The sequence below is a fragment of the Pseudomonas sp. DC1.2 genome, assembly GCF_034351645.1.
Classification (GTDB): Bacteria; Pseudomonadota; Gammaproteobacteria; order Pseudomonadales; family Pseudomonadaceae; genus Aquipseudomonas.
Window position 1 is genome coordinate 2,872,816 of the sequence record NZ_CP133782.1, and the last position, 23,520, is coordinate 2,896,335.

Annotated in this window: 8 protein-coding genes and 2 pseudogenes; 8 read left to right on the top strand and 2 right to left on the bottom strand. The window is 57.1% G+C overall.

The genetic code is table 11. The annotated features are described in order from the left end of the window. Positions 1-50: 50 nt before the first annotated feature. From RHM68_RS13005 to RHM68_RS13040, 8 genes and pseudogenes are all read left to right on the top strand, one after another. On the top strand, positions 51-449 hold the full coding sequence (locus RHM68_RS13005; protein WP_322223590.1) for a hypothetical protein: 399 nt from the start codon (positions 51-53) through the stop codon (positions 447-449). Positions 450-467: 18 nt separating this feature from the next. Next, the gene (locus RHM68_RS13010) at positions 468-1,766 is read left to right on the top strand and encodes a hypothetical protein (RefSeq protein ID WP_322223592.1); all 1,299 of its coding nucleotides are present in this window, start codon (positions 468-470) and stop codon (positions 1,764-1,766) included. Between the two features lie 12 nt (positions 1,767-1,778). After that, a complete protein-coding gene (locus tag RHM68_RS13015) occupies positions 1,779-2,645 on the top strand; it encodes a deoxyribonuclease (RefSeq protein WP_322223595.1) in 867 nt (288 codons plus the stop codon). Then, positions 2,642-3,277: a hypothetical protein gene (locus RHM68_RS13020; RefSeq protein WP_322223597.1), complete on the top strand. Its 636-nt coding sequence runs from the start codon at positions 2,642-2,644 to the stop codon at positions 3,275-3,277. The genes RHM68_RS13015 and RHM68_RS13020 overlap by 4 nt, the downstream gene beginning before the upstream one ends. Positions 3,278-3,375: 98 nt before the next feature. After that, positions 3,376-4,896, top strand: coding sequence for a hypothetical protein (locus tag RHM68_RS13025; protein WP_322223600.1), 1,521 nt, complete (start codon positions 3,376-3,378; stop codon positions 4,894-4,896). Then, entirely contained in the window at positions 4,878-6,923 is a 2,046-nt protein-coding gene (locus RHM68_RS13030) for a hypothetical protein (protein ID WP_322223602.1), read from the top strand. Before RHM68_RS13025 ends, RHM68_RS13030 begins: the two co-directional genes overlap by 19 nt. After that, positions 6,920-19,945: a LysM peptidoglycan-binding domain-containing protein gene (locus RHM68_RS13035; RefSeq protein ID WP_322223605.1), complete on the top strand. Its 13,026-nt coding sequence runs from the start codon at positions 6,920-6,922 to the stop codon at positions 19,943-19,945. The genes RHM68_RS13030 and RHM68_RS13035 overlap by 4 nt, the downstream gene beginning before the upstream one ends. Before the next feature lie 1,085 nt (positions 19,946-21,030). After that, positions 21,031-21,530 (top strand): annotated as a pseudogene (locus RHM68_RS13040) (ParA family protein); the annotation flags it as partial. 165 nt (positions 21,531-21,695) lie between these two features. On the opposite strand, the pseudogene RHM68_RS13045 reads toward RHM68_RS13040, so the two are convergent. Continuing rightward, positions 21,696-22,171 (bottom strand): annotated as a pseudogene (locus tag RHM68_RS13045) (hypothetical protein). 406 nt (positions 22,172-22,577) lie between these two features. Beyond that, positions 22,578-23,519, bottom strand: coding sequence for an HNH endonuclease (locus RHM68_RS13050; RefSeq protein ID WP_322223607.1), 942 nt, complete (start codon positions 23,517-23,519; stop codon positions 22,578-22,580). Between the last annotated feature and the right edge of the window lies 1 nt (position 23,520).

The following is a 23,520-nucleotide window of genomic DNA, read 5'->3' on the forward strand; positions in this document are numbered from 1 at the left end:
GCTGGCACCGAAGTGTCAGCCCTTTCTGCGCTACGGGGAGGGTCAGTCTCATGCTGGCTGAGCAAGCGAACGATGTCTATGTCGTTCAAGTTGCAATTCAGAATTCAAGTGACACCGCTTTAACGCTGACGGTTGGAGTGCTGACCTATGGAAGCTGGGTTCCTCAGGATGGGAACTGCATCCCCTTGCCGAACACGATTCTCGCTCCCGCAGGTGCGCTTACTTACTTCAATGCGGCAGTCAATGCTTTCTCTGCTGTTGGCGGAAGTATTTCCTTCTTGCCCGCCAATGGTGGATCGCTAGTTGTCTCCTGGGAGCGAAAACAGGGGGCTGCCTTGACGGTAAACGTATCGGTCACCAGCGATACCCTCACGGCACAATGTAGCAGCATCAATGCCGGGACGCTGAGTCCAACAGCTCAATATCTCATCACTAATATCAGCAGTTGAGCAGGGAAAGGTACGCGAATGGCTACCAGCTCTTATAGTTTTTCGAACGCGCTGCCCCCGACTGTATCCAGTGGAATCGAGGGGCCGTTTCTGATTCCACCTATAACGGTGGGGACGCCGGATTATACCAAGCCACTCTTGATCTACGTCATCTCGGTGTGTGCGCCCAATACAACGGTGGCAACACCGGGCATCACCAGTTCCCAGAACTCGGTGTTCACACTCTCGTTTGTGCAATCGAGTTACTCGAGTACGACGTTTCTTGCATTGATCAGCGTGACCGCTGCGTCGGTATATAGCCAGGATCCAACGACTCGGCCCCAAATGCTTGCGGCTTTCAAACAGTTTCGCCAGCAGGTTGAAGCACTCGAAGTCCCTGGCACATCGACAAGTGGCGGACTTCTACCCGGCGCAGCTGTGACGCTACTCAATCGTGTTGCGTTATCCATGCCTCTTCGGATCGACGAGGTTCTCCCGTATCTCTATAGTTTCGATCCGGTCAACCAACTCGTCAACCTTGCCCCAGGAATGAGCTTGCGAGTTGAATGGGCAGGTTACCAATACTGCGACCCACCCGGCGGGCCTGGCTATGGGTTCAATGCCTTCGCCAACACCGGTACCAGCCGGCTTCGCGTGGTTCAAAGACCTGATATTTCTCTCGCGCTGGATGCTTTTGCTGGCGCCTTCGCTCCGGGATACGGGACCAATCCAGCGTCGACCTGCCCGATACTGGCCGCGGGGCCGCTCGATCTGTGCCTTGGGGGCAATACCCGGCGCCATCTCAGAGTGATTCTCCCGACGATAATCACCGGTTCCGCCTCACTGGATAATAGCGGCCCGCAGCAACAGCTCAGCTCGTGGTTAATCGGAGCCGACACATTTGCCGATCTCGAAGCCGCCACTACCGACATTCTCAATGGCGGGACCGGCTGCGGCAAGCAGGTAAGCGGAAACCCGATTGTAAGCATCAGCTTTACCAGCAGGGTCATGCTGGTTCCCGAAATTACAGTACTTCTGAACGGCAATCCGATGCCCGTTCCATTAGGGACCACGGTCAAAAACCTGGTTGCGGAATATGCCGACCCGACATCGGCCCAATACAGGAACAGCAATAATATAAATTCCGACTTGAGCCTCGGCATGAACCGACGACTTCAGAACACTGGCGCGCCCAGCGCCGCGGCGACCACCAAGTACTATCAAGCCAACTTTATCTTTCTTCCGAGCAATTCGGCACAGCCTCCGATCTATTCGGGTAAAGCTGGGGATCAGTATGACTCGCCGCTCCTCAAGGGCGACTCTATAAATATCACCTGATGGGGTGGAATTATGCTTCGGAAGTTGAGCGTTCTCCTCTCGGCCTGGATGCTTGCGCTTTTTCTGAGCGCCAGCGCGAATGCAGCTGACCTGACAGTCGGCGCCTTAAATGCGCTCCATCTTGGGTGGGGCACGACAACCACCACAAAGAATAAATGTGATCAAATAAAAACCCTAATGGGTACAGTGGATATACTGTTTTTACAAGAGACAATGCAGACGTCCGTGCCGTGCACGGGGCTGGGTACTGGCATCAAGCAAGATTGCTCGGCAATGAAGGGGGCAAGTTCCTACAAGGAGGCTTACTGTTTCGTTTATCAATCCAGCAAGATAACAGTTATTGCCTATATCAATGCACCCAGCACTTCGTACAGTCGTCCTCCCTACGCGATACTTACACAAATCAAAGTGGCGGGGAAGGCCGACAAATATGCATGGTTCGCCAATATTCATTCTGTTTTCGGTAAGACGGTAAAACCACGTCAAGACGAGGCCACGGCAGCAGGCGCATTTTTCAAGAGCCTCACCACGACGACGTACGGCACAATAAAGATTCCTCCCTCAGGCTTTCCAGTGGTGATCGGTGGTGACTGGAATCTGGCAGTGACCAACAAAAAAAATGCCTATCAGAACGGCTTTAAATGGGCTGATCCGACAACGAATCCAACAACCGCGCCGTCGGCCTGTCCGACAAATACTCCGACCAGCCTGACCGCCAAGGGGGCGCCTTCCAGTCCTTATGACCACTTTGTAATAACCGGTGTTTCCCTGACGGGTGATCCTTCTTGTTACTTCACCACCAACAGTCTGTCCGGGCTCGGGTGGCGGCAAAACGTATCCGATCATAAGGCGATATACTGGGGAGTGACATTCAAATGAAACGCCACCTTACGTTTTTAGCCTTTACTGTTCTGTTGCTACCTCCTCGTTTGTACGCGGATACAGATTTTATTATTCCCGAGCAATGCACTCAGGGCGCAACTGGAGCAGCTTCCAGCGATCTGGCAACAGCAGGAGATCCGCCGATTGTAGAGGTTTACAGATCAAACACGTCAACCCCGGACAAGTACGCGACCGTCACCAATATATACACCGACGGCAGTAAAAATTGGTACGTGGAATTCGATGCTCCACAGTATGACTCCTACGCCATCAAGGCATCTTACACCCCGTTTTTGACCACTTATCAGTCGGCTTATTACTACCAAGGACCGTCTGGCAAGGTCGCCCTTGCTGTGCCTGTAGGCACTGCAAAGAGCCGTATCGGGGAGTATTACAATATAAAACTTGGGAATGCGTTAGGCGGCGCATTTATCGAGTTTGTGCCAGACATTGTCGCCGACGATCCATTTACCATGCAGGTGAATGACAGCGGCGATATAACGGTTTATTGCTATCAAGAGGTTTCCGGCGGTCAGGCCGTCACGGTTTACGATAAAGATCATGAGTTTTATGGCACTGGCAAAATACAAAGCGACGGCACTATCCGTTGGGACCAATCGGAACAATAACACTCTTACGAGGCCGGAAAATGTCAGCCCTTCGCCAATATCCGTCGCAGACTAGTTTATATGTGCCTGATGCCTTATCGCCTGGTGATAGCGTGTGGATGGCGTACCTGCTGCCAGCGAGTGTGACGGGGCCCCAAACGCTGAGCCTGTCCGATGCACTTTCCTCGCCGGGCTGGTTCATCGTGGTCCCTGGGTTGAAGCCGGCTCAAATCGACAGCTTTGTTTCAGCCGCTCAGGTCTATTTTGCCAACAGTGCCAGAGCCGGCGCGTTCGCCGCGTGGTTTCAAAACATTGAAAATCCCGCGGTCGGGCTAAGTGCCATGGTTGTCTATGCGGCTCGCTCCGGCGCGCAAGCTGTAATGAGCCGGTCGGCTCTGATCCAGGGTGCCAATCTCTCCATCAATATGGACAGTGGTTCCATTATTGCCGTTTCCGAAGATGGATTGAGCTTGTCCATCTCCGGAAGCGGCAATAGCTGGTCGGTGACCCCGTTCGGCTCACGCCAGCCCTATCAACTGCCTTGGTTGAGCGGCGGCGCCATTAATGTGCTCGGCCCAAGTGCCACCGCGGGTTGTTTTCAGTTTTTGGTGTCCGTCAGCGATGCCGCTGCCGAACAGTTGGATGTGGGCCTGCGCTCCTACACAGCGCCGGTTGGTGGCGGTTACACCCAGAGCGCCAGCCACAGGTTTCTGAATTTCGGCACCTCCGGCATCTTGCTGGACATGACGCTCGACCCATTGACTCCGCTCGACCATCTACGCAGTTTCGCGGGGTTTAGCGCCAATCAGTCGCCGCTAGCTTCAACCTATCGCACGGCCGTTGGCGAAACTGTCAGTCTTGCACCGGCCGCCAGTGCCTCGCTGGTATTTACTGATCGCCTGCTGGCGGTCGACAGCAACGGCAATCCTGTCGTCTTGTCAGGCAATAAGGTCGTTGCCATGACACCCAGCGGGGATTTCACTTTATCGCTGCCTGTGACCAAACAGGTGTCGCTGCCTGGTTCTGCACCAAACCTCAGCGCCACGCTGATGTGTGGCTTGTCTGCGGTGGAGTACCTGGATGTCAACGCGGCAGCGACGTTGAATTTCGTTCCGGATCAACCGGCATTTGCAGCGACGCTCAAAGCCGCCACCGGCACCGGCCCCAGTGAAACGAAGCGCGTGTTTGGGCCGCTCACCGGTTCAGGCCAGACTTCATGGGCATACTTGTCCGTAAACGACGGCTCGACCTACTTCGCGCAGCCCGACAGCTCGGTTTTGCACAATGGGCCGGGGGACACGACCTCTCCGTTCTTGAACTATCTGCCGGTGGAGCTCGGAGTACTCCCACCTTCAGCGTTGCGCTCCAATGCGCTTGGAGAGGGGCTGGATGGCTATCCGTTATTGCCTTACGCCGGTGTGACGGTCGGCGTCGGCCTGACCACCGATGACATCTCGCAGTTCGAAATGCAGGCCTGGGCCCCCAAGCGCAAGGCGCTGATCCAGCAGGCGGTCAATCTCAGCGCGAGCCGTCTCACCGCATCTGCCGCAACGCTACCCTCACCGCCGTTCGGCACAACCCCCAAGGCCTGCTGCTTGAGTTCAACCAGGCCGGAAACGAATTGGGCTGGGCTCACCTGACCCTGGGTAACTCTCCTTCAGTCGTGCCGATGTATCGCAGCGACACAGTCGTTCTCAGCGCTGTCGATGGCCCATTGAAGGACGCGCTACAAACAAACCAGTTGGCGCTCATCATGTCCTCTGGAGATCGCTTTGCGGCCTGTGGCAGCTTCCCATATGTACTGACGCAGGAACGCTATCTGACCCTGAAAAACGTCATCACGGATGCGAGTGTAACCACGGCGATCGCCCCCTTGGTTGTTGGCGTTAGCCCCGGTTCTGGCATGTGGCCAGATGAAGCCGCGCTGAACATTTCGCTGCAGAGTGTCCTGACGACAACTCAGTACGATACCTGGGCCCAGACAATCCGTTCTTATACCGGCGACTTCAGTCTCTTCGTCGCTGATTGGGAGTTTGACTTGTCCCCATGGCGCTGGGCGGATCACAACTCAATCGTCATTTTTAAATTCTGCAATAAGCAGTTGGTACAGATCGTTGCAGACACCGCTCAATGGACTGAGGGCGACGCCTTCAATACTTCGACGGCTGCGACTCAAAAGATCATCTCCGACATTTTCGATGACGCGACAAGCCGGCTGAAAGCAGGCGATACCCACCTCAGTTACTTCGTTAACACGGTGATGCTGAGCTCCAACTGGAACGGCATACTTGTGTTGAATGGAGAAGTCCCCCTTTCCGGACTGCCGCCGCAGTTGGAGGGACTTGCCGCCGGCATCGACGCGTCGAAGTTCCAGGCCCACCATTTAGGCATCACCGTCACCCCGGTCGTCACCGGTGCCGCTGAGTACGTGACGACAGCGAGCTCGGCGTTCGGCCTTATCGACTATAACTCGCTTGAACCTTTGACCAGCACTCAGCCATATGACTACAAGGTGCTGTCACTGAAGGTCGGGATCGCCAATTCAGAAATCATTTCGTTTTCCAGTTCGATCGAACTGATGATTAATGAACTGTTCTGCGAACAATCAACGCAAGAGAACGCGTCCGACAATAATCTGTTCCTCTACGGCACTTATCAGAAGAGCGGAGGGGTAGGGGCCTACTCCTTTACCAGTAATGGCCCCACGTCCTACAGCATGTCGAGCAGTACGCTCTACATGGTCAACATTCAGACCGCGTCCTTCATCACGGTGACCAGCGGTGAAGACGATCCAGGCGACACCACGGTTAATTCGCTTTTTCAACTGAGCGGTTCGGTGTCGTTCCTGCCGCAGACCGGGTTCGATCTTTTCTCCTATGGTCCCGAGCAAGCTGTCATCGATATCGGCGGAATAGGGAGCGGCCTTGCCTATTCGGCGTTGTCGATCGACATGACCTTCGATCAAGCATCGCCCACTTATCGGACGTTTGTGTTTGATGCCACAAAGATTTTGCTCGACCAGGGCGCCAGCCAGGTCCGAGCGCTCAGCCTGGCTGCCCACTTCCCAATGAAGCTAACGGGTTTGGTGCAGGGTACAGGGAAGACAACGCCGGACTCGATGGGCTTCATGGCTGTTGATTCTCCGATTCAGGGAAGCATGCTCACAGCGCCATGGTTCGGCCTGGAATTCGAACTCGATCTCGGGTCTCTTGGCGCGCTCGCTGCGCAGGCGGGCTTTACCGCATCGCTGATGTTGGGATGGGCGCCCAATCTGAACGGTGTAACCAACTATGTAGGCCTCAGCATGCCAGGCGTCAGCGCAGGTGATCGCGCGATTTCGCTGCAAGGCGTGCTCAAGCTGGCGTTCGGTGATGTTTCGTTCCTGGTTCAGCCACCGACTTACATTCTTCAGCTCAAAGACATCGCGTTGAAGTTCTTGAGCCTCAGTTTCCCGCCGAACGGGCAGATCAACATGCTGATGTTCGGCAATCCGGACGCCCAAACCAGCGGCGCCCTGGGCTGGTACGCCTCGTATCTGAAAAACGGCGCGGGCGGTAACACGGGTACAGGTAACAATGCTGTCAGCCGCCTCAAGGCCACTGCATACGGAAGTACGGTGCTGATTGCGCCGCAACACGAGATCAGAAGGCAGGGAGCCAAGAAATGAACATCCAGGATCTTTGGACCAGCCTCCACACGAATGACTATCTGAACGCTTCGAACACGAGCCTGGCCCTGCCGGCCGACAATCAACTGGGATCGGCACCTCTGACAGCGCTGCTCAGTGATGCCACGCTGTTTCCAAGCGCCAGCCTCGAAATGGCGCTCATAAGCGCAACGCCGCCGGGCACGGTCATCACACTTGTTGGCACGTTGACCGGCACCTTCATGGGCTTCACGAAGCCGGCTGCCACCGCCGTGTTCAGTGTCGATAGCAATGGAGTGGCCGAACTATCTCTCGCGGTCACTTTGGGTGACGGGCAGGTGCTGGGTATCGCGTTTGCCAAGATCGCCAACGACGTTCCAGGTCAATATGATTTCACGGGGGCCAGCCTGACTGCGGCGTCAGCAGCATCGGGCAGTACGCTGACCTTTTCAGGCGTGCCGGTTCCTCCCAAGACCTATGCCAAGCTCTGGAGCGGTTCCATTTCACCGGTGACCGGCGCAATCACAAGCTGGGCTAACCCTAGCACCACATGCCCTGTTTTCTCGCTCTCAAATAAGCTAGCTATCACCGCTCCACAGGCCGGGTTGCTCACCTTCAAGGCCCAAATCTCGCTGACGAGTTCGTCTTCCGGTGGTGCGGGTCAACTGGTCGGTGAGATCCCCGCCGGACAATTGGCGGTCAGTGCTGTCCCGATGTCGAGCGTATTGCCTGTCAATGAGGGGACCGGCCCGGTTTTCAGCACCGCGGATGGCTGGAAGCTTAATATCCCGGACCTTTCGAGCCTCGCTGCGCTGTTCGTCGGCACGCAGCTTGCCGCTTATGTCCCACCCCGTTTTCCCCTTGGAAGTGCACTCAACGTTACCCGTATAGCGTTGTCGCTGGCCTATGGCGGCGCCACATCGTCCGTGATGACTACAAAAGTGGTTGAGGACACCTCTGTCTCGCTACTGCCCCTTAATGCGGCGAACCTGGATAGCATCGAGTTCTCGTTCTCTATGGTGCTCACCAATGTGTTGAGCTTGAGTATCAGTGTCGGGGGCAATTTTCATTTCTTCGGTAGCCAGACCCTCAGCTTCTACGCAGGTGTCTCTGTTCCCTCACTGATCGGTCGGTTCTACAACAACAACGCTATCGACGTTTCTGACCTGCTTTCCGTTGTCGGTATAACGGGCATCCCGCAAAGCGGTTGTGTGTTCGACACGCTGAGCGCCACCGTAGATGTCAACAACGGATACTATTCCTTTACTGGCCAAGCACTCTTTAGCCAAGGTGACTGGTCAATCAATCTCGGTAGCGGAATTACACTTATCGAGATCGACAGTCTTGGCCTGACTATCAATAAATCGGCAGCGACCACAACGGCTCAGCTCTCGACTTCATTTGTGTTTCTAGGCTCTGAGTTTTACGCGACGGCTTATAACAGCTCCGGTTCAGCGGGGTGGGTATTAACCGGTACGATGTCGCCGAGCACACCGATGAAGATCGCCGATGTCGCGCGTCAACTCCTGCCCTGGATCGCTGACGCCGTACCGGACATCACCATCAACTACCTTCAGTGCCAACTCGACACCAGCAACAATACCTACATGGTCAACGTCCAGGTCATGTGGAAACTGGACATTTTGCCGATATCGATCGCGGCTGAATTCATGCTGCGATCCAGCCGCGTGAGTTCCACTGCTCCGGCCCAGTATTCCGGTTATGTTCGAGGCATCGTCGACATCAATGGCATGATCCTGGGCGTGGCCTACCTCTTTGATCCGACCACCAGCGACATCATCTTCAGTTACAAGAGCCTGTCGGTCACCTATCACAAAGACAACCAGGTAGCCGCCAATACCTATGTGGCGGTTAGTCTGAACAACAGCACCGTCGGCGATCTGTTCAGTTTCCTGTTGGAGTTCGCCGACCCGGGTCGGAACATCTCGCTCTCTTCGCCTTGGGACGTACTGGAAAAAATTGGCTTACCGAACCTGACAGTCAAAGTCTATCTCCAGACCAAGAACATTGAAGTCGACATGGATCTGAGCGTCGATCTGGGCTTCATGAAACTCACTAAATTTGTCCTGAAGTACAGCAAGCAGTATGGCAAATCGAAGTTCGACCTCCAGCTCAGCGGGAATTTCCTGGGGCAGGATTACGGCCAGAACGGCGCCGCGCCACTCAGTTGGGATCCGCTGAACCAGACACCGCCCGTTGTGCCAGGCTCCGGCACCCAAAGCTTCGATCTTGAATACCTTGGCCTGGGTCAGCGCATGGCCCTGCGAGAGACACCACCGGCGACGATGGATGGTGTCATCAAGGCACTTGAAAAAGCGCTGGTTCCAACGGGCAACCCCCAGCAAAATCCGGCCACACAATTACCAGGGCTTTCCTACGACGCGGGCTCTAACTGGCTGATCGGAACCCGTTTCACCGCGATGTCCACGGTGCAGCTCAGCGTCGTCTTCAACGACCCCAATCTCTACGGCCTGCTGATCCAGCTTTCCGGCAGCCGGGCAGGCTCTTTGGCGGGCCTTCGCTTCGAAATTCTGTACCGCAAGATCAGCGACACCATCGGCGTCTACCATATCGAGTTGACACTGCCCGATGCCATGCGACACATCGAGTTGGGCGAAGTGTCGATCACCTTGCCTATCATCACGCTGGACATCTATACCAACGGCAACTTCCGTGTGGACGTCGGCTTTCCGCCAAGTCTTACTGACTTTTCCAGATCCGGCTCGGTCCAGGTTTTCCCGTTCATTGGCTATGGCGGCTTTTACTTTGCGGTTCTCAACGGGACGACCTCGACCAACGTCCCCGTTATCTCTAACGGCAATTTCTCTCCTGTTCTCGAGTTCGGTCTGGCACTCCAGGTTGGCGTCGGAAAAACCATCTCACTGGGCATCCTGTCTGGAGGTATCAGCATTACTGTCGGTGGACAGGTTCAGGGGGTACTTGCCTGGTTCAATCCCACTTCGGCCAACCTGTCGCCGGAACGTTACCTGCATCTGCGCGGGACCGTGGCGGTTGTCGGTATTGTCTACGCGACCGTCGACTTCGGAATCATCCAGGCCAGCGTCAATCTCACAGTCTATGCTTCTGTTTCTCTGGACATGCAGAGCTACAAGGCCATCCTGCTTGAGATCAGTGCAGGGGTGCGCGTCAGTGTCTCGATCAAAATCGTCTTCATCCGCATCCGTTTCTCCTTCTCGGCCACCATCACCGAGAGCTTCACCATAGGCTCAGACTCCACCCCCCCCTGGCTCATTGCCTCGAATTCAAACCCTCAGAGCATCCTGCGGGGTTCTTACCGGACCCAGCCCCCGGTGCTGCGCCAGCGGCCCTACGCGAAGCTGCGCAGCCGACCCGCTCGCAGCCTGCAAAAGCGTGGCGTGCTGCTGCGCCGGTCCGCACTCAACCTGACAGCGACGACTACGGTCAACCTGACGACGATTCCCTTGATCTCCCAGGCGTTGCCCAGCGACTTCAGTTTCCCGGGTGCCCCGACCTTTCCTGGTACCAGCATGAACCCGGTACTTGCCCTGCTGCTGGGCATGGAGACGTCGACGGATCCCGCCTCTGGTACCAACCAGTTCCTGACATTTGTCACCGACTGGATCACCGATGCTATCGGTCACGCTCAGGAGACGCTTTCAGCTGCGGTGATCGACGAAATTCTTGACGCGTTGTCCTTGAGCGATGTGGCGTCCACGATCTTCACCTACAGCGCATTGGAGACGTTGTTCACCAGCAACAACATCCAGTTTGCGGTCGCGGCTCGGCCGACAACGGATCCCGGCGCAGAGATCCCCATGGCCTTGATGGCCATGATTCCCGAACTGACGATGTCTACGCCTGATTTCTCTATAAACTTCTTGTCTGACCGCGTGCCGGAAGGCGATTACGAACAGACGATCCAACAGTACTTTGCCGACCTAGCCGCCCAATTCGCCGCCCGTAATACGGGCCCAACCCTGCAGGCCGAGGAGTTGATGGACACGCCGCAATCCATGGCAACCCTCATATTCCGCTACTACTTTCAGATGCTGACCAAGGGGCTGATGCAACAGGCCAAGAGTCTGCTGGCCGATCTCGACCTGCAACTTGACGAAACCCAGACCGCAGCCGCCTCGCTGACCTCGATCGCCAACAACTTTACCAATAACTACACGGTACGTACCGGCGATACGCTTGCCTCGATTGCCCACTTATTCGGCGTGAGCGAAGCGGATCTCAGGGCGATCAATCCGCACTACCAGAGCGTTGACCCGACTGTCGGCCAGACGATTTTCATCCCCACGACTACGGTCACGTACACCAGCCAGAGCGGCGATACCCTGGCCGGGCTCAGTGCATGTTTCGGCGTCTCTCAGGCCGATCTTCAGGCCGCCAATCCCAGCGTGGACTTCGACAACCTACCGGCGGGGACTGCGCTCACGATCCCGGCGATGCGCATCCTGCACACTGTCATTGCCGGTGAAAGCGGGGCATCGGTCGCCGCAGATTTCGGCATCGATCCGGGCACGCTCAAAGCAGCCAACCCAGGTGTCGACTTTAATCCGCTGCCGGCCGGTACGGAGTTGTTGATACCTCTGCAGGTGACTCCTTATATGGTCGCCGCCGGTAATCAGGCCGCACAGAACGTCCTCAATACCGCGGTTACGCTTGCTCTCGGTGACATCATCTTTACGGCCAAATCAACCGACAGCATCACCTCGTTGGCGGCCCAGTTTGGCGTCACCGCCGAGCAATTGGTGACGACAAACGCCGAGAGCCTGACCGTGATAAACCCGGGCCAGTCAATTGTGCTCGGTGATCTGACCACGGTGACCCGGGCAGGGGACACCTACAACTCAATCATCGGTTACTGGTACGACCGTGTGGCTGATTTCGATCCTACGACACTGACCACAGCCAATCCGAACCTGACCTTTACGGGCGGTCAGACGCTCTCGATCCCGCAGACCACCACGAATAACACGATCTACACGGTTCACAATGAAGACACCTTCGCCAAGGTGGCCGCGGCGTATCCAGGCCTCACGCTCTCCCAACTGCTCAGCAACAACGCCGCAATCAGCCTGGATATCGGCCAAACCGTCAACTTGCCAGCCGTCTCGGTTCCAACCAGCAGCAGTTTCATCCTGCCCTATGCGGCCACGACGGGCGATACACTGACCTCTATCGCCGCAGCGTTCTTCGCGGCCGATGACCGAACCCAGGCGGCGGCGATCCAGAGTTTGCAACAGTGGAATGGCACCCTGGTCGCAACGGCCCCGCTGGCTGTCGGCCAGATCATCAACGTCCCGTATGCCAGCAGCTTCGGGAACATCCAGCGCCAGTATAAAGTCTCTGCGAAGTTGATCGCAGACAGCACGGCCTCAGGGATGGCATCACTTCTGGCCGCCCGGGCGTCGCTGACAGCACCGAATGTGGGCCATTCGATCGCGGCCGCCGACACCCTGGGCGGCATTGGCGCGGCCTACGACCTTTCCCTCGAACAGCTGACGGATCGCATCGCCTTGGTCACAGGCCTCTTTATGGTCGATGCCACGTCGAAGGTGCTGACCATGTCTGTTGTTGCTATCCCTGGCATGCGCTTGTCGGTGCTCACCAATAACCTGGCGTCCATGGGGATGTTCACCGATGCGCTGAACATGACCAGCCGTTTCATGATGAGCGGCCTGAGAGCCCCGGCCCCGCAGTTCGCTGGGCAGCCAGCGCCATCGGCAACGGTGGCATACCCGCTCTATGCCCTTATCGGTCAGGAGTACCCGCTGGGCGCGGTTGCCATTGGATACGACATCAACATTGGCAGCTCGGGTGCGTCGTGGGTGTCCGTTGACCCCAGCGCTGCCGTCATGCCGCTGGTCCAGCCAGAAGTCGACCAGATCAATAGCTTCAAGACGCTTACTTTCCAGCCTAGCGTCTCCCAAGCCATTGCATTGCCGCAGTTTAGCTACACGGCCGATTGCCAGTCGGTGGGCACGATCAATCGCTGGGTGACCCCGCAAGTTCCGGCGGCCATCGTCCCGAGTGGCCAGAAAGTGGTGCAGCCGTCGATGTGGACGCTGCCCGATGCCATGATATCGGCGCTTGCCGCCAGTCCGACCGGCACGCTGCTGTACCAGCCAAAATCCGGCACCACGGTGTCCGATGGCAGCATCGAGAGCGTTGTCCTCGAAAACGCGTGCTACGCGACCTCGATCAGCATCGATATCCAGACGATCCCTGACGCGCCCGATGGCACCTATATGGTCGCCGGAGCGGATCAGGCGGGGATGCAGCGGCTGTTGGCACTGTGGGAATTTCTTACCACCAACAGCGAGACCGCGACCCTCTATATCGCTTATCCGGATCAGAGCTCGTCCAGCACGACCGGCGTTCTGGTCTCTGACACGCTGAGCCGCACCGACAGCTTCATCCTGAAGACGAACCTCAGTACAGAAAGCCATGGCTCACCACAACTTACGCTGCGCAAAACGCCGATTCGCATGATCAACACCGGCCTTCTGGAAACGCCGCTGGCCGATCTCGAACCCGCCAATTCGCTCAACTTCCTGCAATTGCTGTGGGAATGCAGTGTGGTCAAATCCGGTGGTTACTATTTGCGCTATGTGACGACCGACGGAACACTGGGGCTGCCCCAAACCCTTTTCACCGGCGGAACCCAGGCGACCATTGAGATCATTGTTGTGGCCGACAATCAGGTGGCGGGTAGCCCGGTAGCGTACTCCTTCAACAACGTGGCGCTGATCGGTGACAACGTAGATGGCGGTACTCACAACATCTTTTTCGAGGCGCTGACCCATGAGGTCACGAGCTCAGACACGCTTGCCAGTGTGGCGCAGCTCTATGCCTCTTATGTCAGTCTTGATGCCGTCTCGCTGGCTGAGCTGAACCAGACCGTTGTCGGAACCATGGTGCCGGGCACCACCGTAACGGGAGCGTCCGGCCAGGTCGCAGCGCTGGCCACTGACAGTTTCCTCTGCCTGGCGCAGCGCGCCGGCGTGACGGTAGCCGCGATTGCAGCCGAGAAAGCCCAGGTGACTGGCTGGCTCCAACCGGGCAATGATCTTCAGTTCTCCGGTAACCCGGTCCAGGTCGTCGCGCCCGGCGATACGCTGGCATCCATCTCGCAGGAATATGACTTCCTCGATCCGGAGGCGCTGGCCGCTCTCAATCTCAACACGGTTAACCTGCTCTTGGTCGGGGCGACACTCACGATCCCAACTAAGGCTGACTACATCATTCAGGCCGGTGACACCTTTGGCAGCATCGCGTCTGCCCAGGCGATCGATCTGTCACTGATTGCCGATACAAACCAGGACGCGCAGATCCTGGCGGATGGCCAATCCATCATTGTAGGAGGCGGTACACTCAACCTCACCGCGACCTTGCCGCAAGGGCACATCGGTTTCGACGTCACCCGGGAGAACCCACAGCCGGCCGATCCAGCAGAGGAAACCGATCAGCAAGCGCTGAACACGCTCTTCAACCTGCTCGGCTTCCAGATCACAGAAACGGCTGCCCTCAAGGCCAGCAATGAGGGGCTGCCCGCCGGCCCCACGACTGAGAACGATGATGCCCCCTGGGATTACCAGCAGGTTATGTCGGTGCTTGCCTTTGCGAAGGTCAACCATGCGATCGACAGCGCTCCGTTGCCGCCTCCCGCGTTGAACCCCTATGCAGGCATCAGCCCCAATGCAATGTCCGAGGTCGCACTTGCGTTCCAGGATGTACTCGGCAACCGCACCAACGGCTCGATTCTAAGCCCCATCGATCAGCTGCTGGGCTACACCGATTCGATGGTTTCAGTCGGGGCGTGGCCCTCGGCGACGACGGCTTATCGTTTCTCTTCTCCGGCATCGGGGGGCAACAATCTGTCGGTCACCGTTTCGATTTCGCCGACTCAGTTCCTGCCGGACAACTCTGCACTGCAGATGCTGGGGGGCGCGCCAAGTGCCGAGCTGTCAACAGCAGCAGCCATACGCGCCAGCGGTGCCCTGGCAACCTATCAAACCGTTTCTTACCAACTGCAACAGCCCGATGTGACCGGTTGGCTGAGCACGACGCTAGGCACTGTCGCTGATGCGCAAAACGTTGGCGAAACGGCTCGCGTTCGTCTCCTCGGCCTGGCGAACTCCGCCTATGTCTTCTTGACCGGCGCGCAGGGCCTGGTCGTTGATCCGGTGACGCTGGGGGCCAATGGCTACAAGGACATTGGGTCGTTGTTAAACCTTACGTTGTCGCAGAGCTCCACAGGCTATGCGGTGACAGCCGCCAATCTGGGGCAATACAACGCTGCTGCCCGGGCCGATCTGCTGTGGGGGCAGGGCACTCGACTCGCTGTTCCGAGCAATTATCTGGTGCTGTCAGGCGATACGCCTCAAGCCATCGTCACTCGCCTGGACGGCGCCATCGACCTGGCCACGCTGGCAGACAACAACGCCGCAGTAAAAGTGGCCCAGGATGTAATGGTTCACACAGCCGTACGCTCTGCCACGGTTGGCTCGGCTGGGCTGTCCCTCAGCGCGATCGGGCTTCAGGTCGGCACACTGGTGGTTGATGGCCCTGGCAGTGTTCCGGGGCTGGTGACGCCGAACTCGACGGCGCCGCTCAGCGCAAACCTGACGCTGACCTATTCCGACACAACGGGGCAGTACAGCTACCAGACAACGGCCAGCGTGACGCTGGAAGACGCTGCGGACAGCTTCACCGAGCAAGTGCGCAAGAACAGCGGTGATCAGGAGGCTGTCGTCACAGTACTTGAAGTCGCCGGGGCCAATGAGTTCCTGGATGACATCTGGCCAGTGGGTACGGAGCTCACAATCTCAAGCGTGCTGGCAAACTCGAACGACACCTTGACGTCACTGGCCAACGATTTCGGCGCTCCGCCCGGCGCAACGGGCACGCCTGAAGCCCAGTTCCTTGCAGGCAATGCTGAGGTGCCCGGTATTTGGGAGGTCAATACCGCTCTGTTCATTGAGACGGTGCCGGTTTCTATTGCAGAGGGCGAGACGCTGGCGGATATCGCCGGTGCGCATGCCAGCGACGTGGGCTCGGTACTTGATCAGAACCGCTCGGTGCCATTCCTCGACTCGGCCCTGCTTGCCATTCCGTACCTGGCGAATAACACCGGTATTAGCGCCAGCGTCTATGGCGCAACGGGTGCCGAGACGCTTTCGGACATTATCGCCAAATATCTGGGGTGGAGCCTGGATGGGCTCACTCAATATAATGGTGACGTACCGGGCCTGTTCGCTTCGGTGGCGATCAACCTCAATGGTCGGACGATAACGCCGACCGTGACATCGACGATCAACACGCTGGCGCTGGCATTCGGTCTCAGCGTCAGCGACTTCATGGCCCAGATAACCGGGGTCGCCGGGATCATCGCGGCAGAGGCCGCCATTGTCGCTCCGGCGATGACCTCGCTCAGCGGCGATACCCTCCATGACGTGGCGTCCCGCTACAGCCTGGATGACGGCAGCCTTGCTTCGGCTTGTGCTTCGTTGCCAGGTTTTCTGCCCGCCAACATGACGATTACCATTGATGGCACCCAATACCGGACGTATGCCAACGACACCTTTGGCTTGCTGACGGCGCGTATCAACGCCGACCGATTGGCGCAGAACCTCACACAGATCAGTGTGGCCGATGTTGCCGCGGCGGCGTCCGGTGTTGCGGTCAGCGCCCGTACGCTGCTGGCGCCGCCGCTGACCGGTTCTGTGATGGCGGCGGTTACCCCGGCTAAAACCAAGGCAATCTTAAGTCTTGGCGTGACCCTGACGATGAGCCGTGATCCGTCCCTGCTGGCTCCGGCCTTCGCAGGAGCGCCTCATGTCGTTTCAGCGCGGACCGATATACCGGCCCAGCCATTTTCCGGCTTGACGGCTGTCGACCAAGGATCGCTCCAACAGTTCGCGAGTGATTTCGAGACGGCTTTCCCAGGGCTGAAAATCGCAACCGGCCCCGCATCGACACAGACCCAGGGTACCACGCAGATCAAGAAACCCTCGTTGAAGCTGGCAGCCACTGCCAACCCGGCGTCATCGACAGGTGGAAAGACGCTGTGGGTGGTCAACTTATCAGAGTCCGGCGTGGGCATCACCTACGAGGTCAACAAATCCGGGGTCCGCTACTTCGGCGTAACGCCTCTCTCGACCGTGGCCTGGAACAACACCGTCGAAGTCCCAACCTATTCCAGCGACAAGGGCTTGGTCTGGAGCGGTAAGCAGCAGGCTTTCCGCGCTTCGGATCCAGACCAATGGAACCAGCAGTTCCTGGCCGCTATCGACCTGTTGCTGTCGCCGTCATATGCCGTGCCGGGCTCCTCGGACAGTAAGGTCGCCGCCAATATTGCCGACGTGATTGCCGCTAAAGGTGGGATCGCGACCGGCATGTCCGGGATCGTTGCGCCGATTCTCGGGACCGACAACATGGGGCTTGATGAGGCTCAGGCCACGCTCAAGCAACAGTTGCTGACGACCTTGAGCTCCGCATACTCAGTGCAGACGTTGGTCCAAATCGATCTCGATGTTCAGGGCAGCGGGGCTGGCAATGACCCAACCACGGCGCCACAGCTCTCCGGCAACCTGGTGGCCGGGGTCATCCGTACGCCGGATGATACGGCTGCGGTCACCGATCCGAACCAACCGTTCGCACCGCTGGCGGCCCGGGCCCAGGTTTCCCAGAGCTTCCTCGTGGAGACCATTTTTTATGTCCCGAACATCATTCGCCCGGGGCTGACTGTGAGCTATGCCGGTGTCCCTGATACCTACACGACCACGGGCGCCGATACGCTCAGCACGATTGCCGAGTTCTTCAAGGTCAAGCAGCCCGGGGATCTACCTATCGGGTTGACGCTGGCCGCCACCGATGAGTCGCTGTTCCTGGGTTCCACGGCGATCAACGTGACGTCCTATGTGGTGCCGGCCTCGCTCGCCACGATCACGGACGTGGCGGCATGGATGAACGTCGAGATAGCGAATGTGGTCAACGCCAGCTCAGAGCGCACGGGCTTCTTCGCCGTGGGCAGTACGGTCACCGTCGACGGCAATGCGTTCACGCCGAGCGCTACAGATACGCTGGAAGCGATCGCCACCCATTTCGGTGGTCAAGATCAGTTCTCGGACAACCTGGCGGATATTGATGCAGGAACACTGCCTGGCAGCTACACGTTGAACAGCTCGGCGCCTGCTCGTGGCATTCAGAACGTCCCACAAATGAGCATTGCCACTGCAAAGGGTGCGCTTTCCACCAACGGATCACGAATTACCACCCTGTTCGGGGTCAAGGACCCGGCCATTCAGAAGTCGGTCGTGCTCAATCTCGACTATCAGGTCAGCCAGCTGGAGTTCGATCTTCATTCGGTGGATGGTATCCAGGGGTACAAGAGCTCGTCCTGGCTTAACTTCATCGTTCCCATCGTCAACGGCGCCGACACTGATGGATATGTCGGCCAGATCCAGGTCCCGGTCCCCTTACGCGGTTACCCGGGCCCCGCGATCATCTCGGATCAGTCTGCGAGCAACGCAACCGATACGCCGGAGCCGGCTAAAGTGCTGGCCCAGTGGGACTACGGCTTCACCACGAAGCGGCAGTACGCGGCTCAAGATCAAATGACGCTGGAGGTTCGTTTCAACCAGACCAGCGATGACAGCGCGGATGCCCTGGACTATGCGAACGAGCCTAAGTACGAGAGTGTCATTGAGGTGTTGGCGGCTTTCTCGGCGGTCTGGCCCGCGATATCGGCTGACCTTGCGCAACTGCCAGATACTTTGGCCGATACCGCGAGCCCGGCCGCTGCCAATGCGGTAGCCGCGCTCGCAGACCTCGCGGGCAGGCTCCAGAATGCGTGGAGCGGCGTGCATGCCATGAAGCTGTTCGCAGGCCTGCCTGAAAAGACTTTCAGTTATCTGATGTCGACGTTGGTCCGCGGGGTGCCGGCCCATATCAGCGGTGTCACGCTGGATCGCATCGGGCAGATGACGGATTTTTCGGTAGACCCTGACGATTTCCTTTTCGTGACCGATGCAAGCTATAAGGTCGATCTAAACAATGGGGTTGTTCCGGCCGCGCTGGCGACCGAGTTCGATGGGTATGGCTTCAAGCTCAGTGGCGAGCAGACGGTCAAGCCTGCGGTCGTCGGGAGCGGTAACACCGACTGGCTGGTCGTCGATCCGGCGGGCACGCAAAAAATAATAGATGGGCAAAACAATCCTCAAGTCTTTACTGCACCGCAAACCTACAGACTGACGTTGTCGGGTACGCAGGCATCAGCGGTGATCAAGGTATACCGCCAGATACTGTGGCCGGGCCTGAAGTATGTGCCTCCCGGCAATGGGGTTGAAGGGCAGGGGGCCTGGCTGAATGCCTCTCAGGCAGGGACCCGCTTGGCGTTTGCGCTGGAAAAAGAGCAGGCTCTGGTCTCAGACCAGTTGGAACTCGATTACGACTTCTACCGGCTCAATCTGCTGTTGCTGCAGAACGCCAGCGGCGGAACGTCGATCTCGCGCAACGCCAACTTGATTGCCGGCGCCCAGATAAACCCACTGTTCATCTACAAGACACCGGTTGTGAAGTTTCCGACACGGATCACTCCGCTGCTCAGTCATACCGAACCTGTGCTCATGACGGGGCCAGACTTGACTTGCGCACTCAGCAATTTTTTCGAGACGCTGGTGGCATCCCAGACCCAGGCCTTACCGGGGACGATGCGCCAAATGCGCATCGGCGCCGCTTACTGGCAATCGGTGGATGGAAAGACCGATCCGACAATGCCGGGCAGTCTTTCCTTCCGTAATCCTTTGATATTGGTGCCGACCGTTCAGTTCAACGTCGACACAGACTGGAAGGCCTCTGGTCTTGTAGGAGCACTGGCTTGCGCCATGACAAGCAGCGCCGAGCAAATGGGTATTACGGCCGCGGCGCCAGGGCAGTGGGTACTCGATGTGCTGGTCTATAGCTACGTTGATGGCGCCGATAAGCTCACCGGGATTCTAGATATTCAAAATCAGATCTACCCTGCCTGAGTAGCGCGCAGTTCAGGCGAAGCCGCTTTTCACCCATGAGAGGAAGGATCGAAAATGGCAACTTCGGACACCGTATTTGGAGTGGTATACAGCCCGACATGGACGACATGGTCTCCCCCTATTCCAACTCCGGGGCACAAGCGCAGTTCTCTGACTCCAACTTCTTTAACGACAGTTTCCAGGCGCTTTGGAATACCGGGCAGGACTCAAGCAGCAACGCCTACCGAAACGATATCGGAGTGATCGGCAGCTTCGGCTTTAACTTGGTTCGCCTCTATGACTGGGGCGCAACACGCGGTTGGAACGGAACGTATGGCACCGCGCATGTCAACTTTCTGGACTATGCGCATCAAAATGGCGTCAAGGTTGTGGTGCCCATATCCAATTATTTCCTGTCTGACGACACTTATGCCTGGAACGGTAACGACCCTGACGCCTCGTACAGCTTCGACAGCGCGCCGTCCGACATACAGAGCGCACTGAAGCAATTTGTCAGTAGCGTGGTGGTCAGCGGCAATATCCATCCGGCCGTCCATAGTTTCTCCGTTGGCAACGAGATCGATATCAATACGTTTGTCGGTCAGGGAAGCAGTGGGGCGGTTGCTCCGGGATCACGTCTGGCCAGGGTGATTTGGTGGATCGTTAACCTGCAACTGCAGATCAGTACCGCGAAATATCGCTACGTGTTACTGACCAGCCCCATCTCGAACGCCGACCAGGGCAATCCATCGTCGGGTAATCCGCCGTTGAGCTACTGGTTTCAGGCTTTCCTCAATGGTGTGTCGACCAACACTAATCTGCCGGAGGGCACCACTGGCGGCGATGGCGCGACTTTCTCAGCCGCCTGGGCCGGCATCGGCGATATCATCGGTTATAACAACCTCTGGTACTTCAATAGCGTCAATATCTATCAAGTTGGGGAGGGCTTGACCACTACGTTGAGGCAATACGACAGCTGGTCCAGTAACGCGACGACAAACAGCCTGAACTGGCCCGGTCAGCAATTTGGCGTTCCCCTGCTGCTCAGTGAAATAGGGGTAACGCGGTCGGACAATGGAGCAAGCGGGCAGCAAGCACAGTTCACCACGGTCACCCTCGAGCTAGCCGATCTACAGCCAAAGCTCGAAGCTAAATTTAAAATCAACAAGCTGCGCCGGCTACTGGAAGAGCTCGCACAAGACTATGACCGCATCTACATCGATACTCCCCCAGCGTTGAATTTTTATACGTTCAGCGCTCTGATTGCGGCGGATTCAGTTCTGATCCCGTTTGACTGCGATACCTTTGCGCGCCATGCCTTGTATCAGGTATTAGCCCAGGTTGAAGAGCTTAAAGCTGACCATAATGAATCACTGGTCGTTGAAGGGATTGTTATCAATCAATATTCGAACACTGCAGGCATAAGGTAATGGTGGAGGAGTTGATCGCTGAGGGGCTTCCGGTACTCCCCACCTACCTGAGTAGTTCGGTCAAGATGCGAGAGTCTCACGAACGGTGCCAACCCCTCGTTTACCTCGACCGCCGACACAAGCTGACTGGGCAGTTTGTCGAGCTGTTGCAGGTCTTGGAGCGTGCCCAAAACTAGGTAGGTCACCTATCTCCGTGCTCGGCCAAGCTTGCCTGTATGACACTCCTCGCGTACGTCGGAAATCCCATTGGCCAGAGGGAGGTCATACAATCCGCTTTGAATGAAAGTGCGCATAAGTTGATAATCTGCGACTGAGCGGTTATCCAAAAAGCGTCCTTGAAATTACTGCGAGCTGAGCCAAGCTTCCAGTTTTTGTAGCCTGCCCAACTCGAAAAGCTTTGGCATTCCTAAATTCAAAATATCGAGGAGCTTTACCCTATCCTCTGAAGTGGGAAACCATTCTGCGATCTCAATATTACAGTGCTCGGACTCGCTCAGTGCCCACTTCACAACCATGTCGACGGTGGCTCGATAATGATCCGCCATGTACAGCTGTCGACCTTCTACAGACCAGCCGCGCTGTACAAGGTGACCAGTGACGTCGATGATGCCTACGTCGCCAAAAAAACTGGTGGTAGCAGGATAGTGGATGCCCGCCAATGACACCTTCGCCACCCCAGTCTCTCGGTCAAAGTAAGACAGTTAGTGCCACCCCCAGTGGTGCTCCCCGGATGCGGAAAATTGATGGCGGCCTTCCCTGTGATGTAGTGCTGGCGGGACACGCGTTTGAGATCAAAATCAAAGAGCGGCGGGGTCATGGAAGCTTTTTTAGCCGGGCGTGTTAACGCCAACGCTGAATTGACCGACCTGCTGACGTGGGATTAACCCACCCTCAAGTCAACACAAATCCAGTAAAAGTAGTGGTTATCGAGGAGCCTGCCCGGGTCAGTGATATCTCGGCAACTGGGTCAATTCGGCGCCGGCGCCAACAACCGGTTACTCGCTCTTAGAAATCCGCACAAATGTTGATAGTTGAGGGGCGTGCGTGGCTCGCCTCGGAAACAATTGCTTCTGCCTGAAACTAACCTCGGCGGTTAAACCTGCTGCTGTGCAACAGTGGAAAAATCGCTCGCTAGTTGTGGTAATCGTCCTATGTATTTGTCGACAAACTAGAAGTGGCACTACGATCTGGTTTGGTAGTTGACAAAGGTTGTTTTGAAAGATTTACAAGAGGAGCTCATCCGTGAACTGTGCGAGCCAGGCGCGGGCCATCGACGCATAAGGAGCTTCCGGCGCGGTGGCAGCCTTCAATTCGGTGAGCAAGCGATCTTGGAGAAGGCGAAGACGTGTGGTGACACCTGCCGCAGGCGTACCCTCCAATATGCGCTGTGTGGCGGGTTCCTCCAGTGCGGTGATCGACTCAGCCAATTCAGTGACCAAATCACCGAGGAATTGTAATTTCCGCAACACGCGGTTGCGATCTTGGAACAGCTTCAGGCGGTTCAGCCCATATACGTAAATAGACGAATTGGCGCGCGCTTGCTGTTGCGCATTGCCTACGGCCACGATCAAACCCGTGGGCAGCTGTGGATCGATGCTATGCGCTAAATACGTGGCAGGATCATCTTCGCAAGGATTGATGAGTAGCGGCAATTCTCTGGAAAAGTTAGTGGTCTCTGCCGTGGCGCGCACGCCCGTGTCCGCGAGCGGAAAGCTATCCTTCTTGCCTGCTTGTCGGGTCCTTATCGCGGCCGTGCCCGCCAGCACTACAAGGCTATTCGATGCATCAGCCAGAACCTGACCCCGTTTGCGGTTGCAGTCAATGCACGACGGCAGCAGATTTTCCCACTGCATGGCAATCCACCAATAACCACCATGCGCGACATCATCCGCCACCGCACCTTTGGGCCGGTAATGCTCGATATCTACTGGGGCAGAGGCCGCATAGTACGTCTCGCAGTATGCACACTTGCCGTGGAACAGTTTCTCCAAGGCCTGTCGCACATCGGCGCCTTTGTAAGCCTTGTACTTAAATTCCTTCTTCTTTGTGCCTGGGACCAGCGCAGTGGCGCGGTGGCTGCGGGCATCATCTAACTCCAGAGGTCCAGCGCCACCCGCTAGTAGCGAGGAGGGGGGAGGCACTGAAAATCGGTCAACGCGACGCATA